At 69.7% G+C, this 14,577-nt stretch carries 15 protein-coding genes; 5 read left to right on the top strand and 10 right to left on the bottom strand.

Annotation, left to right across the window (positions count from 1 at the left end; translation table 11 throughout):
* Positions 1-111: 111 nt before the first annotated feature.
* The 3 genes from ACTMO_RS0103445 to ACTMO_RS0103435 form a co-directional block, all read right to left on the bottom strand.
* The gene (locus ACTMO_RS0103445; RefSeq protein ID WP_084792037.1) at positions 112-918 is read right to left on the bottom strand and encodes a TIGR02569 family protein; all 807 of its coding nucleotides are present in this window, start codon (positions 916-918) and stop codon (positions 112-114) included.
* Between the two features lie 164 nt (positions 919-1,082).
* Positions 1,083-2,285 (bottom strand): adenylyltransferase/sulfurtransferase MoeZ, encoded by a 1,203-nt coding sequence (moeZ, locus tag ACTMO_RS0103440; protein ID WP_019853267.1) that lies wholly within the window; start codon positions 2,283-2,285, stop codon positions 1,083-1,085.
* Between the two features lie 177 nt (positions 2,286-2,462).
* Positions 2,463-3,440, bottom strand: coding sequence for a DUF3152 domain-containing protein (locus tag ACTMO_RS0103435; protein ID WP_019853266.1), 978 nt, complete (start codon positions 3,438-3,440; stop codon positions 2,463-2,465).
* Positions 3,441-3,748: 308 nt separating this feature from the next.
* On the opposite strand from ACTMO_RS0103435, the gene ACTMO_RS0103430 reads away from it, so the two are divergent.
* On the top strand, positions 3,749-4,384 hold the full coding sequence (locus tag ACTMO_RS0103430) for a TetR/AcrR family transcriptional regulator (RefSeq protein ID WP_019853265.1): 636 nt from the start codon (positions 3,749-3,751) through the stop codon (positions 4,382-4,384).
* Positions 4,385-4,572: 188 nt separating this feature from the next.
* On the opposite strand, the gene ACTMO_RS0103425 is transcribed toward ACTMO_RS0103430, so the two are convergent.
* The 3 genes from ACTMO_RS0103425 to ACTMO_RS0103415 form a co-directional block, all read right to left on the bottom strand.
* Complete coding sequence (locus ACTMO_RS0103425) at positions 4,573-4,932, bottom strand: hypothetical protein (RefSeq protein WP_019853264.1); 360 nt, start codon at positions 4,930-4,932, stop codon at positions 4,573-4,575.
* 205 nt (positions 4,933-5,137) lie between these two features.
* The gene (locus tag ACTMO_RS20170; RefSeq protein ID WP_019853263.1) at positions 5,138-6,076 is read right to left on the bottom strand and encodes an alpha/beta fold hydrolase; all 939 of its coding nucleotides are present in this window, start codon (positions 6,074-6,076) and stop codon (positions 5,138-5,140) included.
* On the bottom strand, positions 6,073-6,972 hold the full coding sequence (locus tag ACTMO_RS0103415; RefSeq protein WP_026448834.1) for an AurF N-oxygenase family protein: 900 nt from the start codon (positions 6,970-6,972) through the stop codon (positions 6,073-6,075). Before ACTMO_RS0103415 ends, ACTMO_RS20170 begins: the two co-directional genes overlap by 4 nt.
* Before the next feature lie 74 nt (positions 6,973-7,046).
* Here ACTMO_RS0103415 and ACTMO_RS0103410 point away from each other — a divergent pair, with 74 nt between their 5' ends.
* Positions 7,047-7,781 carry a TetR/AcrR family transcriptional regulator gene (locus ACTMO_RS0103410; protein ID WP_019853261.1) on the top strand — a complete coding sequence of 245 codons (735 nt, stop codon included), beginning with the start codon at positions 7,047-7,049 and terminating at the stop codon, positions 7,779-7,781.
* A gap of 168 nt (positions 7,782-7,949) precedes the next feature.
* Positions 7,950-8,294 carry a DUF4873 domain-containing protein gene (locus ACTMO_RS0103405; RefSeq protein WP_026448833.1) on the top strand — a complete coding sequence of 115 codons (345 nt, stop codon included), beginning with the start codon at positions 7,950-7,952 and terminating at the stop codon, positions 8,292-8,294.
* Between the two features lie 146 nt (positions 8,295-8,440).
* Here the strand turns inward: ACTMO_RS0103405 and ACTMO_RS0103400 are convergent, their stop codons facing one another.
* Together ACTMO_RS0103400 and ACTMO_RS0103395 are read right to left on the bottom strand one after the other, a co-directional pair.
* Complete coding sequence (locus ACTMO_RS0103400; RefSeq protein ID WP_019853259.1) at positions 8,441-8,668, bottom strand: DUF3107 domain-containing protein; 228 nt, start codon at positions 8,666-8,668, stop codon at positions 8,441-8,443.
* A gap of 124 nt (positions 8,669-8,792) precedes the next feature.
* A complete protein-coding gene (locus ACTMO_RS0103395) occupies positions 8,793-9,509 on the bottom strand; it encodes a ferritin-like fold-containing protein (protein WP_026448832.1) in 717 nt (238 codons plus the stop codon).
* 713 nt (positions 9,510-10,222) lie between these two features.
* On the opposite strand from ACTMO_RS0103395, the gene ACTMO_RS0103390 reads away from it, so the two are divergent.
* Positions 10,223-11,872, top strand: coding sequence for a DEAD/DEAH box helicase (locus ACTMO_RS0103390; RefSeq protein ID WP_019853256.1), 1,650 nt, complete (start codon positions 10,223-10,225; stop codon positions 11,870-11,872).
* A 113-nt stretch (positions 11,873-11,985) separates the two neighbouring features.
* Entirely contained in the window at positions 11,986-13,200 is a 1,215-nt protein-coding gene (locus ACTMO_RS0103385) for an Rv3212 family protein (RefSeq protein ID WP_157062779.1), read from the top strand.
* Positions 13,201-13,252: 52 nt separating this feature from the next.
* Here ACTMO_RS0103385 and ACTMO_RS0103380 read toward each other — a convergent pair whose 3' ends face one another.
* Together ACTMO_RS0103380 and ACTMO_RS0103375 are read right to left on the bottom strand one after the other, a co-directional pair.
* The gene (locus tag ACTMO_RS0103380) at positions 13,253-13,525 is read right to left on the bottom strand and encodes a hypothetical protein (RefSeq protein WP_019853254.1); all 273 of its coding nucleotides are present in this window, start codon (positions 13,523-13,525) and stop codon (positions 13,253-13,255) included.
* 183 nt (positions 13,526-13,708) lie between these two features.
* Positions 13,709-14,542 carry a RecB family exonuclease gene (locus ACTMO_RS0103375; protein WP_026448831.1) on the bottom strand — a complete coding sequence of 278 codons (834 nt, stop codon included), beginning with the start codon at positions 14,540-14,542 and terminating at the stop codon, positions 13,709-13,711.
* Positions 14,543-14,577 lie beyond the last annotated feature (35 nt).

Here is a 14,577-nt window from a genome sequence, read left to right as displayed (position 1 = left end):
CGTCGGTCGACGCAGTGCCCCCGCCCGAGTGTGGCCGCGAGACCGCGTGGGGACGCCGGCAGCCCCGTACCGGACGCAGAGTCCCGGAGGTTTCCCCGGCGGCAGGGCGCACTACAACAGTTCCAGCACGGTCTGCGAGGCGTGCTCCAGACCGGCCAGCGAGCTCTCCCCCGCACGCGGGTGCAGCGCGTGCAACGCCAACCGGAACAGCAGGGCCCGCAACAGCACCTGGGGCCATTCGGCCAGATGCGACCACCGCTCCACGATGGCCGGATCCGATCCTCCCCACGCCAGCGCGTCGATCACCACGACCGCCGCGGCCCACTCCGCCGGTCGCCAGAACGGAACGAAGTCGATCAGTCCGGGAGGGGCGTTTCCGGAGAACAGCACGTTCCCGAAGAGGTCGCCGTGCACCACCTGGGAACGCAGGGTGACGGGGCGACGCGAACCGGCCAGCACGTCGAACAGCCTGCCGCCGTTGTCCTCGGGAAGCACCACGTCCTCCTCTCCCCAGGCCACGCGGTCGGCGAGGGCGTAGATGTCCCGGCGGGCGTCCAGGAAACGCGGCTTCTCCAAGCCGCCGGTGGCGGAGTGCAACCGCAGGGACATGGCGACGACCTCGTCGTGCCGGGGTTCGGGACGGCCGACGAGGTCCCGCCGTGCCGACCATCCGGAAACCACCCACCTTCCGTCGGTGGAACGCAGCGGACGCGCCAAGCGCATCTCCTCGGGATCGAGCGTGTCCAGCACCCGGGCCACCCAGGCGGCCTCCGCGGTGTTCGCCGCCAGCTTGAGCAGCACACCCTCGTCCCCGCCGCACCGCCAGGCGAGTCCGCCCTCCAGAAGTTCGACCTCCTCCCCACGGGCACCGAACGCGGCACGCACGTGGGTGGGAGGTGGCTCGGCCGTAGCACTCACGCGCCAGACGCTACCCGCAACCCGAACGATCCCGGTGGAGGCGCTCCGGGACAGCACGAACTCAAGCGATCAAGACGACACGCCGACACCGTTCCGGGTCCACTCGGCGGTGGTACGGCCTCCCGGCGCGGGTGTGCCCACCGCCCGGGAGACCCCCGTTCCGCTCAGTAGGTCGGCAGGCTCGTGTCCACCTGGTTCGCCCAGCCGAGCACACCACCCCCGAGGTGCACCGCGTCCGAGAACCCGGCCTTGTGCAGCGCCGAGAGCGCCTCGGCCGAACGGCCTCCCGACTTGCAGTGCAGCACGATCTGCCGGTCCTGGGGCAGTTCGGCCAGCGCCTCGCCGGACAGGATCCGGTCCTTGGGGATCAGCTTCGACCCCTCGATGTGCACGATGTCGTACTCGTGCGGTTCCCGGACGTCGATCAGTTCGAACTTCTCGCCCGAGTCGAACTTGCTCTTCAGCTCCAGCGGGGTGATGGTGCTGTCGGCGGCGGCCTGTTGGGCGTCGTCGGAGACCACGCCGCAGAAGCTCTCGTAGTCGATGAGCTCGGTGACCTTGTCCGCGTTCGGATCCTTGCGGATCCGGACGGTGCGGTAGCTCATCTCCAGCGCGTCGTAGATCATCAACCTGCCGAGCAGGGTCTCGCCGATGCCGGTGATGAGCTTGATCGCCTCGTTGACCATGATCGATCCGATCGAGGCGCAGAGTACACCGAGCACGCCGCCCTCGGCGCACGAGGGCACCATTCCCGGCGGCGGGGGCTCGGGGTAGAGGTCGCGGTAGTTCGGACCGTAGGTGTCCCAGAAGACGCTCGCCTGGCCCTCGAACCGGAAGATGGAGCCCCACACGTAGGGCTTGCCCTGCAGGACGGCGGCGTCGTTGACCAGATAGCGCGTCGCGAAGTTGTCCGTGCCGTCCAGGATCAGGTCGTAGTCGGCGAAGATGTCGAGCGCGTTGTCCGAGGTCAGATGCGTCTGGTGCAGGTTGACCCGCACGAACGGGTTGACCTCGGCGATCGAGTCGCGGGCGGACTCGGCCTTGGAACGTCCGAGGTCGGACTGCCCGTGGATGATCTGACGGTGCAGGTTGGACTCGTCGACCTCGTCGAACTCGACGATGCCGAGTGTGCCCACACCGGCGGCGGCCAGGTAGAGCAGCGCCGGGCTGCCCAGCCCGCCCGCTCCGATGACCAGCACCCTGGCGTTCTTCAGACGTTTCTGCCCCTCCATCCCGACGTCCGGGATGATCAGGTGCCTGCTGTAGCGCGCGACCTCGTCCTTGGTCAGTTCCGCGGCGGGCTCCACCAGCGGCGGGAGCGCCGTGCCGTTACCGGCCGCTCCCTGGGGGGACGTGTTGCCGGTCATCTCCCAGCTCCTCCTGCGTTACCTGGATGTGCGGTTGACGTTCGGCGGCCACGGCTTGCCGGCCGGTAGGGCCACCCAGCCTGCCCACCGCGCGCCATCGCATCGTGTAACGCAAGCCTGGCCGATGGTCTTCCACCTCCCAAGACACTCCCACGGGGTGGGACAACTCCCGGGAGGTCACTTCCCCGCCTCCCCCAGCGGGAAGGGCCAGGCGTTGGGTTTGCACACGAAGCCGTTCTCCGGGATCTCCGTACCCTGGGAGACCCGCTCGTTCAGCCGGTGCAGCACGTCGTTGGACAGGCTGAAGGTCTGCTGCATCATCACCGGGGCGAGTTGCCCCTGTTCCGGACAGCCCACATGGCCGTTGCCGAAGAAGTGGCCGACTTCGTGATTGACGACATAGCGCCGGTAGGTGCCGATGTCCCCGTCGAAGGAGGTGGCTCCCCGCACCCAGCGGGCGGCGTTGATGTAGACGCGTTCCCCGATCCGGCAGGAGGAGTCGTAGGGCAGCCCCTCGTCGTACCCGCACACTTCACGGGCGGTGTGCTGGCTGACCAGGGTGACGCGGAAGTCGGGGGCGGGACCGTTGGCCCCGACCCTGCGCAGGGATATCCCCCCGGCCTCGGGGTTGGTCCAGCTGCGCGGATCGCTGAGGGTCTGCTCGGTCAGCCTGGCGAAGGAGTCGTTGCCCTCCAGCAGGCGTACACCGCTCTCCACCTCGACGGTGTACTCGTACAGCCGTCCCGAGCCCACCGCCTCGGTCCGTCCGGGCAGTACCTCGAACGTGCCCGAGCCCGAACGGGGGATCGGCGCTCCGGGCGGCAGTTCGGGCGGCTTCAACCCGGAGTCGTACTCGCCGTCCTTCGGCCCCTCCGTGACCACGGGGGCGGTGTCGTTCCGGGACGTCTGCCCGGCGCCGTCGACCGAACCGCTCCGCGTGCCGGGAGCATCCCTCGGCATTCCCACGACGGCGAACACGGTGAGCACCAACAGGGCGGGGATCGCATAGATTCCCCACCCGTAGCGCCGCACCCTCCTGGCACGGCGCCTGCCACCGGTGCCGCCTCCCGCGCGGTCCTCCCGCTCGGAACTGGGGTACCAGGAGGCCGCGAGCGGCTCGTCACCCCGGTGGCGGCCACCGTCCCCGGATCTCACGCGGTTCACCTCGAAGTGTCCTGTCGACTCGTCACACCGGCCGGGCCCGGTCCGCCCGAGCCGAACGCCCCATTCTCTCCCAGCCTGCCACAGTACGCGATTTGATCGACGAAGACGGGCACGCTATGTAGTCGGAAGACGCGGACGGCCCGGCCCCTCGCCCTCCACCGCTCCGCACACTCCCGTTCGACGGACAGACCACCGCCCGGGTGAACAGGTGAACAGCGCACAGGCTTTACCCGGAAGTAAAGTTGGGTAGCCCGGCCCGCAACAGACCGGGACCAGCATCTTTCGGTGGAGGCTTTGAGATGACCGAGACCGCGCAGCAGAGCACGGACCAGCCCAACCGCGGAGTACGGCTTCCGCGCGACGAACGAAGGGCGCAACTGCTCTCCGCGGCTCAGGAAGTGTTCGTGACCAACGGATACCACGCCGCGGCGATGGACGACATCGCCGAACGGGCGGGTGTGAGCAAACCCGTACTCTACCAGCATTTTCCGGGAAAACTGGAGCTGTACCTCGCCCTGTTGGAGACCCACGGCACCGAACTGGTCAACCGGGTGCGCGAGGCCATCGAGTCCAACCCCGACAACAAACAGCGCGTACGGGCGGCCGTGGGGGCGCTCTACGAGTTCGTGGACCGGGAGGACCAGGCGTTCCGACTGGTGTTCGAGTCGGACCTGCGGGGGGAACCAGCCGTCGAACAGGCCGTGGAACGCGCTTCCTCCGGCTGCATCGACGCCGTGGCCGAGGCGGTCACGGCCGACGCGGGACTGGACCACGAACGGGCCCGGCTGCTCGCCGTGGGGCTCGTCGGGCTGAGCCAGGTCACCGCCCGGGACTGGTTGGACACGCGGAACTCCATATCCCGGGAGGAGGCCGTGCACCTCATGTCCACCCTGGCGTGGAAGGGACTGTCCGGCTTCCCGCTCCAGCACGGCTGAGGTGCCGGGAGCACACGCGCGACGACCGGGGAACCAGCCGGAGAGGCGGAGGGCCGACCCGGGTGCCGGGGGCACCGTCTTCGGGGCCGAAAAGCATCCCGGCCGGGGTGCTTTTCGGTGGTTCCCCGCCACGAACCGGCGAAGACGGCCCTGCCGACAGCGGGACGAACTCTCTCAGCGGGACGGGCTCAGCGGCCGCGCTTCTTGCCCCCGACCGGAACCAACGGGGTGGAGGTGCACCGGCACTCCGCCTCCGGAACGACGACGGCGCTGATGGTCGGACCGTGGGACAGTCCCGTCGTGATCGTCTCCCCCGACTGGGCGAACTTGACCCACTGGTCCCACTCGTCGTCGAAGGAGACCTCCTCCTCGGACCTGCCCATCGCCGCCCGCAGCGTGCTCGCCAGCCACTGGGCCACCTCGTCGGGACTGTGCAGGATCTCCACCGCGTCGAGCTTGGTCAGGCGCTCGTGCGCGGGAAGGGCCTGGTTCAGCGGAGTGTCCTCGACATAGCCGTGGTGATGAATGCCGTTGGTGTGCTGTCCCACGGAGGTCCTTTCGTCCGGATGGTTCCGCTCCCCCGACGGTTCGCCCGACCGGAGCCGACCCGGCGAACCGTCCGGTGCCGCCTATCGGCCACGGTACCGAACGACCGGCCTTCGCCGGGCTCACGAACGGCACCGGACACGTGATTCACCCGGACGAACGCCCCGGGGCCCCGAAAGACCGGGAGCACACCACGGCACCGCGGGATCAGACGGAGACGGTTCCGCCCACGGAGGACTCCAACACCGAGCGTGTGACATCGGCTATCCGGCCGGTGACCTCGTCGTCCCTCTCCAGCGGCAGCATGTGCCCGGCTCCCGCGTAGACGAAGAGATCCGCGTGGGGCAGCCGTTCGGACATCACCCGCGCGTGGGGGAACGGACACAACCGGTCGCTCAGCCCGACCAGCACGACCGTGGGAACCCGGGGGAACTCCGCCAGCACGTGCGCGCGTTCGTGCGCGGCCAGCGACTCGCGGAACCCGGCGAAACTGGCCGGATGGCAGCGGGCCACCCATTCGGCGCTGGCGGCCACATCGGCCCTGTCCGCACCGCTGCCGAACAACAGCCAGCGCAGCCCCGGACGCATCCAGGCGGAGCGGGAACCGACCCTGCGCCGTGTGGAACGGGCCAACGCCGAGCGCAGCGCGCGTTCGCCCGCGTTGAACACGGAGGCGACCGACTTCGGCAGGCCGAGGTCCGGGGCCACGAGATCACCGCTGGAGGTCGCCACCAGGGCCACCCCGTGCACCCGCTCGGCCATCAGCCGGGGGTGACGCTCGGCCAGGGCCATGATCGTCATCCCGCCCATGGAGTGTCCGGCGAGCACGATCGGCCCCGTGGGCACGTGTTCGGTGATCAGCTCGGCCAGGTCGTCGGCGCACCGTGCGATCTCCGCCGTGCCGGTCGGGGCCGCGTCCGAGTCGCCGTGCCCACGGTGGTCGAAGCGCACGATGCGCACCGACCCGTCGACCGAGCCGGGCAGCCGTTCGGCCACCCGGTCCCACGTGTGTCTGGTCAGTGTCCAGCCGTGGATCAGGACCACCGTCACGGCGGCGTCCGGCGATCCGCTCTCCTCCACCGCGAGTCCGACACCGTCCGATGTGGTCAGTGTGTACAGGGCTTCCTCCCGTCCTCCGAGCTTCATCCGATCAGTCCCGCCTTCCGCCACAGCGGCATCCCCGGTTTGCCGACCAGTCCGACTTCGTCCAGGAAGGCCATGATCTTCTCACCGCTCCATCGGATGGTCTCCCACCAGTGGGGGTTCTCCATGGCCGTCCGGTAGGCCGTGGCGGGCCGCAGCCCCACCGCCTTGTAGACGTCCGGGTTGATCAGCGCCTTGATGATGCAGTACCCGACCAGCGAGGTCATGAACTGGTGATAGGCGCGTTGTGCGGGGTTGCACTCCCGCATCCCGCGGACCACCTCCTCCCGGGCGAAGGTGACGTGCCGGGCCTCCTCCATGACGTGGATGCGGTTGACCATGCGCACCAGCGGCTGGACCTGTTCGTCGAACATCTGGTCGCGCTGGATCCGGTCGAGGATCTCCTCCGCCACGAGGATGGAGGCGTAGGCCGAGGGCCCCTTCAGCACGGCGGGCAGGATCCGGCCGCCCTCGTGCAGGATCCGGAACGGTCCGTAGGCGGGGGCTCCGATCCGGTCGCAGGCCTTGGCGAACATCGTCGAGTGCCTGCACTCGTCGGCGACCTCGGTCAACGCGTACTGGGCGTGTTGGGTACGCGGGTCCCGGTGGTAGAAGTCCTTGAGCAGCATCTGCATGAGCAGCACCTCGAACCAGAGACCGTTCGAGGCGATGCTGGCGAACTCGTGCTTGGTCAGCTCGATGCGCTGCTCCTCGGTGAGCCGCTCCCACAGCGGAGTGCCGTACAGCGTGCTGCGGTGCAGCGGCAGGTAGGGTTTGTCCTCGGCCAGTGGCGCTTGCCAGTCGATGTCGACCTCGGGGTCGTAACTGTTCTTGGCCGAGGAACTCAACAGGCGTGAAGCGGTTTTCTCCCGGTCATTGACCTGGACCGTCCTAGTCATGATCAGCGATCACCCTCCCGGGGACCCGTGCCGAGCGTTGCGTGTTACCAGAAGTAACAGCTACCTTGAGTAGCGTGAGCCACATCTCCCGACCTGTCAAGGCCATACGCAACCAGGAGAACGCCGACGCCCGACGGGAACGCTGGCGCGGCCACCGGCAGGCACGCCGGGCCGAGTTCGTCGAGGCGGCCGTGCGCGCGATCGGCACCTACGGCGCCGAGGTCGGCATGGACGACATCGCGGCCGAAGCCGGTGTGAGCAAGCCGGTGCTCTACCGCCACTTCAGCGACAAGAGCGACCTCTACCTCGCCGTGGGCGAATGGGGCACCAAGCTGCTGATGGAGCGGATCAAACCCGCCCTGGAGGAGGGTGGCAGCGCACGCGAGCGGATCCGGCGGATCGTGAGCACCTACCTGAGCGTGATCGAGGAGTACCCGGAGCTGTACCGCTTCGTGGTGCGACGCAACTTCGCCGACCGCCCCGTGCACACCGACCCGGTCAGCACGGAGAAGACGATCATCGCCAACTCGTTGTCCCGACTGCTCGGCGAGTACCTGCGCAGCCTCGACCTGGACTCCGGCGGAGTCGAGGCCTGGAGTCACGGCCTGGTGGGCATGGTCCAGGCCAGCGGCGACTGGTGGCTGGAACGTCACTCCATGAGCAGGGACGACCTCACCGACTACCTGACGAAGATCATCTGGTTCGCCATCGACGGGGTCCTGCGCTCCGGAGGGGTCGTACTCGACCCGGACGAACCGCTGGAGTTCCCGCCCGACCTCGAACTCGTCGAGGGCGAAGGCCCCCGCTGAGGACGTGGTCGGGAACGTGGCCGAGGCACCGCGCCGTAGGCACCGAATCCCCGGCGGGTGGTGCGGCCACCTCGGGGAACGGAACCGGACACGCACCCGCACTTCGGGGACGAGCCGCACACCGGGACCTCAGAACACGACACCGCGCACCCTCCGGGAGGCGAGACCGTGCACGAACGAACCGCGACCACCGAGCACGAGCACGAGGAGCACGACTACCACGGTCCGGCCGTGGTTTTCACCGCCGAGCACCAGGCGCACGTGAGTGTGGTGCTGCGCGGGAACTTCCAACCCATAGACGGAAGGTTCCACTGGTACGGGCGGGTCGAACCGAGTCCGGATCTGGAGGAGCTGACGGCGGGAGGCAGGGCCGAGGTCGTGCTCCGTACCCCCCACGGAGAGGCGGTGGCCACCCTCTCGGACCCGGATCCGTGGCACAGGTACCGCGTCACCGGACTGGGGAGACCGCCGTTCCCGCTGGACGCCGAGCCGGCCGCCCCCGAGAGCCCCTGAGGGCAGCGGCGGCCCGCCGTCCCCGGGCGGAGCCGCCGACGAACCCCCGTGGTGGGTGGGGCCTTCGGCGACCCCACCTCGTGGGATCCGTTCCGGGCCCGCCGTACGGGCAGCCCCACGCCGGGCCCGACCGGGCGGCACTCGGGTCAGCCGACCCCGAACCCGACGCGGTGGGCCTCGGGAGCGCCGATCTCGACGTAGGCCACCTTGCCGGCGGGCACGATGTAACGCCTGCCCTTCTCGTCGTCGATCCGCAGCTGACCGGTGGTCCCGGCCAGCGCGTCCGCGACCAGCTTCTCGACCTCGTCCTGACTCTGGGCGCTGCTCAGCGTGAGCTCGCGGTTGCCCTCCGCGACTCCTATCTTGACCTCCACCGCTTACCTCCGTGAATATCGCCGGGTGAAGCCTCCGCGCTACAGGCTATCCTCCCGCCGGGTTCCGGGCCGGTGCGGCCGAACCGGAGCCCGCGCACGAGCACTCACGGAGAACGCCACGGGCTCATCCGAGTCCCAACCGCGCCATCCGCTTGTTCTGGTTGTTCTGGAGTTTGCGCATCAGGGCTCCGATTCCGGCCAGGTCCCCGGAACCACGGATGATCAGCTCGGACAGCGCGTCACGTTCGGCCACCACCCACTGGGCCTGGGTGACCGCCTCCCCCAGCAGCCTGCGTCCCCACAGGGTCAGCCGGTCACGCAGCGACTCGTCCTCGGCGCAGGCGGCGGAGACCTCGCGTTCGGCGAAGGCGGAGTGCCCGGTGTCGGAGAGCACGGTGAGCACGAGATCCCGGGTTTCCGGGTCCAACCAGTTGGCGACCTCCCGGTAGAAGTCGGCCGCCAGACCGTCGCCCACATAGGCCTTGACCAACGACTCCAGCCAGGAGTGCGGAGCGGTGGCCGCGTTGAAGGTGTCGAAGGGGGTCACGAAGGGCCGCATCGCCTCCTCCACGGCGATCCCGCGCTCGGAGAGCTTGTCCTGCAACAGCCGGAAATGTCCCATCTCGGCGGCGGCCATGCTCGCCAAAGCCGCCCTGCCGGTGAGAGTGGGCGCCGCGCGCGCGTCCTCAGCCAGACGGTCGAACGCGGAGAGCTCCCCGTAGGCCAGCGCGGCGAGCAGGTCCGTGACCCCGTCCTCGTAACCGGGGTAGGAAGGTGCTTCGCCCGACTCGGCGGTGTCCCGCACTCCGGAAGCAGCGGCACTCTGGTCAGCCTCGGTCATGCCGCGAGCCTACCGCCAGCCACAGCGGGGAGGTCGTTCCGTGCTGCTCGCCGACCATCGCGCACGGCAACGACACCACGAGCTCCACGCCTTCGGTCTTCCTTTTCCGGGTGGTGTTCGCCATCCGGCCCCCACAACGGGAGAGGTCACGGGTAGGCTGCCCGCAAGGGAGGTTTGTTGGCGTCGGAGAAGTACCCGCTGCGCCGTTCCCCCGACGGAGGGAACCGGGCCCCGGCGAGCGGCGTTTCGCGTGCGAGGGCCACTCGGCGGGAGTTAACGTGCCCGTGGCGGATGCGCTCGGCCTCCCGGTCACACCGGACCCACGGTCCGGGGAAGGGGGACGGGCCGGAGCATCCGGCGAAACGAGACGGGACCCTCCCTCCCCGGTTGGGGAAGCCGCTCGCGGTCGTTGCCCGCCCACGGGAAACGGTCGCCCCTTCGGACCTTCCCACAGCGAGCGCCGTCTCACGGGGACGAGCGGTACGAGACGCCCTTCCTCGGAGAAGTACGCCGCGACCGAACGGACTTCGTCGCAGCGGACGCGGCACAGCGGAATCGAGCGCCACCGCAGGACGGTGGAACGCGGACTCGGCCGATCGCTGCCGCGCGTCGCGCCGATCCCGCTTTCGGCACGCGAGCACAAACCGACATCGCCGCGCGGCCACGGGCCCCGCCCCGAGCACGACGTCGTGCGCGCGATCAGAAAAGAGGCGATGATTCTGACGAACAACGACAACCACGGTCCCGACCACACCGGCGTCGAGGAGACCGACCAGAGCACCCGGCAGCGACCGGACGCCGCTCCCGGCGCCTCCCCGGCGGAGGGCGAGTCCTCCCCCACCTTCGCCGAGCTCGGAGCCTCCGAGGAGATCGTCCGCGCCCTGCGGGAATCGGGGATCGAACACACTTTCACCATCCAGGAGATGACCCTGCCGCTGGCCCTGCGGGGGCTCGACCTGATCGGGCAGGCACGCACCGGCATGGGCAAGACCCTCGGTTTCGGGGTGCCGCTGTTGCAGCGGATGAGTCTTCCCGGTGACGGAACCCCGCAGGCCCTGGTCGTGGTGCCGACCAGGGAACTGTGCCTGCAGGTGACCAAGGACCTGGAGAACGCGGCCCGTTACCTCGGGGTGCGCATCCTCTCCGTCTACGGCGGACGCCCGTACGAACCCCAGATCGAGGGGCTGCGTGCCGGAGTCGACGTGGTGATCGGGACCCCGGGCAGGCTGCTCGACCTCGCCGACCAGCGGCACCTGGTGCTCGGCAAACTCAGCACCCTGGTGCTCGACGAGGCCGACGAGATGCTCGACCTCGGGTTCCTGCCGGACATCGAGCGGATCCTCGGCATGGTTCCCGAACAGCGCCAGACCATGCTGTTCTCGGCGACGATGCCGGACGCGATCGTCAAACTCGCCCGGGACTTCCTGAACCATCCGACGCAGATCCGGGCCGAGCAGGCCGACGAGAGCGCGGTGCACGAACGCACCCACCAGTTCGTCTACCGGGCCCACGCCATGGACAAGCCCGAGCTGTTGGCCCGTGTGCTGCAGGCGAACGGGCGCGGGCTGACCATGATCTTCAGCCGCACCAAACGCTCGGCGCAGAAACTCGCCGACGAGCTGACCGAGCGGGGCTTCGCCGCCGGAGCCGTGCACGGCGACCTGGGCCAGAGCGCCCGCGAACGGGCCCTGCGGGCCTTCCGCACCGGCAAGATCGACGTACTGGTGGCCACCGACGTCGCCGCACGCGGCATCGACGTCGAAGGAGTCACCCACGTGATCAACCTCCAGTGCCCCGAGGACGAGAAGACCTACGTGCACCGCATCGGGCGCACCGGACGGGCGGGGCGGACCGGCGTGGCGGTCACCCTGGTCGACTGGGACGAGGAAACCCGCTGGAAGGTGATCAGCAAGGAACTCTCCCTCGGCCTGGACGAACCCGTCGAAACCTATTCGACCTCGGCGCACCTGTTCAGCGACCTCGACATCCCAGCCGACGCCGGTGGCAGGCTGCCGCTGTCCCGACGCAAGCGCACGGGCCTGGAAAGCGAGCAGGAGGAAGACGCGGACTCCTCGCGCGAACGCCGGCACCGGCCCCGTAAGAAGAACCCCCGTGGGGACGGCCCGAGTGGGCGTTCCTCCCACACCGAGGACGCGGGCAGCAGGCCGAACGGACGCAGGAAACGCCGGCGCACCCGGGGCGGGAAGCCGGTCGAACAGACCCAGCACTCCCCCTCGACCACCGGTTCCGGCGAGCACGACCAGGGCGGAACATCCACCACACGGCGTAGGAGGACCCGCAGGCGCCGCGGCGGTGCCGGAGAGCAACGCTCCGAGGAGACGGCGAGCACGGCCGGACAGTGAACGCTCGGCGAACCGTTCCGCGACCGGGGGTCACGCCCGTACCGCGGGGCCTCCGGTGGCAGCGGCTAGGCTCGTGGGGAATCCTTCCGACGAGTGACTGAGCGACGACCGGGGTGAGAGTGGTACGGCCGGAGCGGCGGACGAAGGGCGACATCCTCGCGGCGCTGGTGCTGACCGTCGCCGTGCTCAGTGGCGGCGCCACCCTCTGGTGGTTCAGCGCCGCCCGGGCGACCGAGCTGGACACGGCGGACGAACCGCTCTCCCCCGTGGAACCGGCTCGACGGGTTCCCGACGCGCTGGAACGGGTGTGGCACACCCCGAGCAGCGCCACCCCCCGTCCCGTGGTGGCCGGTCCGGCCGTGGTCACCGGCGAGGGCGGCACGGTCTCCGGGCGTGACCCGGTCGACGGAAGGGTCCACTGGAGTTACCACAGGGACAGGCCGCTGTGCACCGTCGGTTCCGAGTGGCGACGTGCGATAGCCGTCCACCGGACGGGAGACTACTGCAGTGCCGTGACCTCCCTGAACGGCTCCGACGGCGCCCGCCAGCCGCAGCGCAACAGTGACGTGGGGCCGGCAACCAGGCTGCTGTCCGACGGGAACTACGTCACGGCCACCGGCCGGGCTCTCTTCGAGACGTGGCGTTCCGATCTCGTGCGGACCCAGCAGTACGGTGTCCCCGTCGACGTCAAGATCCCGGACAACAACCTGCGCCGCCCGGAGTGCGAGTACTCCGGATTGGCCGTGGGGGACCGCCGGGTCGGCGTCATCGCGGAGTGCCCCGGCACACGGCGGGACAGGGTGACGGTGCTCAAGGCCAACCCCGAGGACAACGAGCAGCCCGAAGAGGTGATGAGCACCGTGCTGCGCGGCGGACGGGCCAGTGTGGTGGCGGTGAACCGGGACAGGGTCGCCGTGGCGCTTCGCGGCGAACAACGACTGGTGATCTACGACATGTCCGGTGCCCTCCTGGAGGAACACCGGGTACGTCTCGGCCCGCCCCCGGACTCCGGGGCCAACGTGCTGATCGAGGCGACCCAGCGGGCCGGGGACGTCTCCTGGTACACCGGCAGGGACACCGTCACCCTCGACCGACGCACTCTACGTCCACTGTGGACTGTTCGGGACACCTTGGGCCCGGCGACGGCCATGGGGGGTAAACGGCTGGTCCCGGTACCGGCTGGACTGGCGGTGCACTCCCCCGACACCGGCGAGCGGACACGGGTCATCCCCCTGGACCGACGGGGCCACGACGGGCCGGTGTTCGACACGGTGGTGGGAAGGACGGTTCTGGAGCAGCAGGGCTCCGAACTCGTCGCCTACCGGTGAACCTCCGCCCGTTGTGGTTCCTCCACGAACACGACGGAACGGGCTCGCGCCGTCAGGACCACCACCACTGGACCAGTACCGCCAGTACGACTCCGAGCGCCCCGAGGGAGTACCCCACCACCGCGCCCCTGCGGTGGGAGCGGTCGGAGCGGAGCTGCGCGAACAGTGCCACCGCACTCCCGAGGGCGTGCCCGGCCAGTGTGCTCCAGCCCGGGCCGATGTTTCCCCGTCCGAGCCCCCAGAGCTGTACGCCGCAGAGCACCACGGTGAGCACCAGCAGCCCCGCGGTCAGCCCACCGCTCAGCCCACGAAGTGCTCTGCCCATCCTTCCCTCTCCGCCGGGAGACGGCCGCGTGGTCTCCGCGGGAGTCTCCCGCGGACGAGGACCGAGTGGGAGGGTTTCCTCACTGTCGAGGTGCTCTCCGGCCTCCTCCGCCGTTCCGTCGGCACGTCGAGCGGATGATGCCCGCATTACTCCGTCCTCACCGGTCTCGCTCGGTTGCACGCTTCACTCCCCCAGCAGGGCCCGGGGATCGACCACGGGAACCGCACGCTGCCCCTCCGGGCAGTGTCTCCGGAACTCGCACCCCGCGCACTGTCCGCCGGGGCGGGGTGGGAAAACCCGGTCCGGGGAGTCTCCCCGCCCGAGGGCGGCGGTCGCCTCCCGGGACTGCCGGGCCAGTCGTTCGGCCCGCTCGCGGTGTTCCGCGAGGGAGTCGGTGGTGTGCCGCCACCGCACCACTTCGGCGGTGCGCAGGTGGTGCAGCTCGACCTGGCGACACCGCACGTGCGACATGCCCCGCAACGCCAGTGCGTACAGCGCCAGGGCCAGGGAGTTCCGCGCTTCCTCCTCGTCCGGAGCCCGTTTACCCGCCTTGTAGTCGACGATCACGAACTCACCGTCGCGCTCGTCGACGCGATCCACACGCCCCTGCACGATGATCCTACCCGTGGTGGCGCTGACCCATTTTTCGACACCGACCGGTTTCGCGGTCGCCGCCACCCGTTCCACGTACTCGGACAGCCAGTCCTGGGCCCGGAGCAGGAACTCCGCCGAGTGCCGCCGGTCGGCGAAGCCGTCGTCCCTCCAGTGCCCGCGCACCAGCTCGCGGACCCGCTCTCCGGTACGCCGTTCGGGTGGTTCCTCGTAGAAGGCACGCAGCGCGTTGTGCAGGACCGCCCCGAGCGTGGTGTGAGCCAGGGCCGGTCCCCGGGGCGGACGGGGCCGGTCCACATAACCGAAACGGTAACGGCGCGGGCACGCCGACCACGCGGCGAGCCTGGCCGGGGTCACCCGCACCAGCCCCTCCGGCATACCGTCGAAGGCGAGCTGGAACCGCACGGCTCCCACACTACGCAGTTCGGCACCTTCCGCCG

This window comes from Actinopolyspora mortivallis DSM 44261 (assembly GCF_000384035.1).
In the GTDB taxonomy this organism is placed as follows: domain Bacteria; phylum Actinomycetota; class Actinomycetes; order Mycobacteriales; family Pseudonocardiaceae; genus Actinopolyspora; species Actinopolyspora mortivallis.
Note: the sequence above shows the minus strand (reverse complement) of the source record. Positions and strands in the feature narration are given on the sequence as shown.

What these genes read in the sequence shown, in the direction of transcription:
- moeZ (WP_019853267.1), bottom strand. Translation starts at nt 2,285, where the DNA reads ATGACCGGCAACACGTCCCCCCAGGGAGCGGCCGGTAACGGCACGGCG.
- ACTMO_RS0103430 (WP_019853265.1), top strand. Translation starts at nt 3,749, where the DNA reads ATGACCGAGACCGCGCAGCAGAGCACGGACCAGCCCAACCGCGGAGTA.
- ACTMO_RS20170 (WP_019853263.1), bottom strand. Translation starts at nt 6,076, where the DNA reads ATGAAGCTCGGAGGACGGGAGGAAGCCCTGTACACACTGACCACATCG.
- ACTMO_RS0103415 (WP_026448834.1), bottom strand. Translation starts at nt 6,972, where the DNA reads ATGACTAGGACGGTCCAGGTCAATGACCGGGAGAAAACCGCTTCACGC.
- ACTMO_RS0103395 (WP_026448832.1), bottom strand. Translation starts at nt 9,509, where the DNA reads ATGACCGAGGCTGACCAGAGTGCCGCTGCTTCCGGAGTGCGGGACACC.
- ACTMO_RS0103390 (WP_019853256.1), top strand. Translation starts at nt 10,223, where the DNA reads ATGATTCTGACGAACAACGACAACCACGGTCCCGACCACACCGGCGTC.
- ACTMO_RS0103380 (WP_019853254.1), bottom strand. Translation starts at nt 13,525, where the DNA reads ATGGGCAGAGCACTTCGTGGGCTGAGCGGTGGGCTGACCGCGGGGCTG.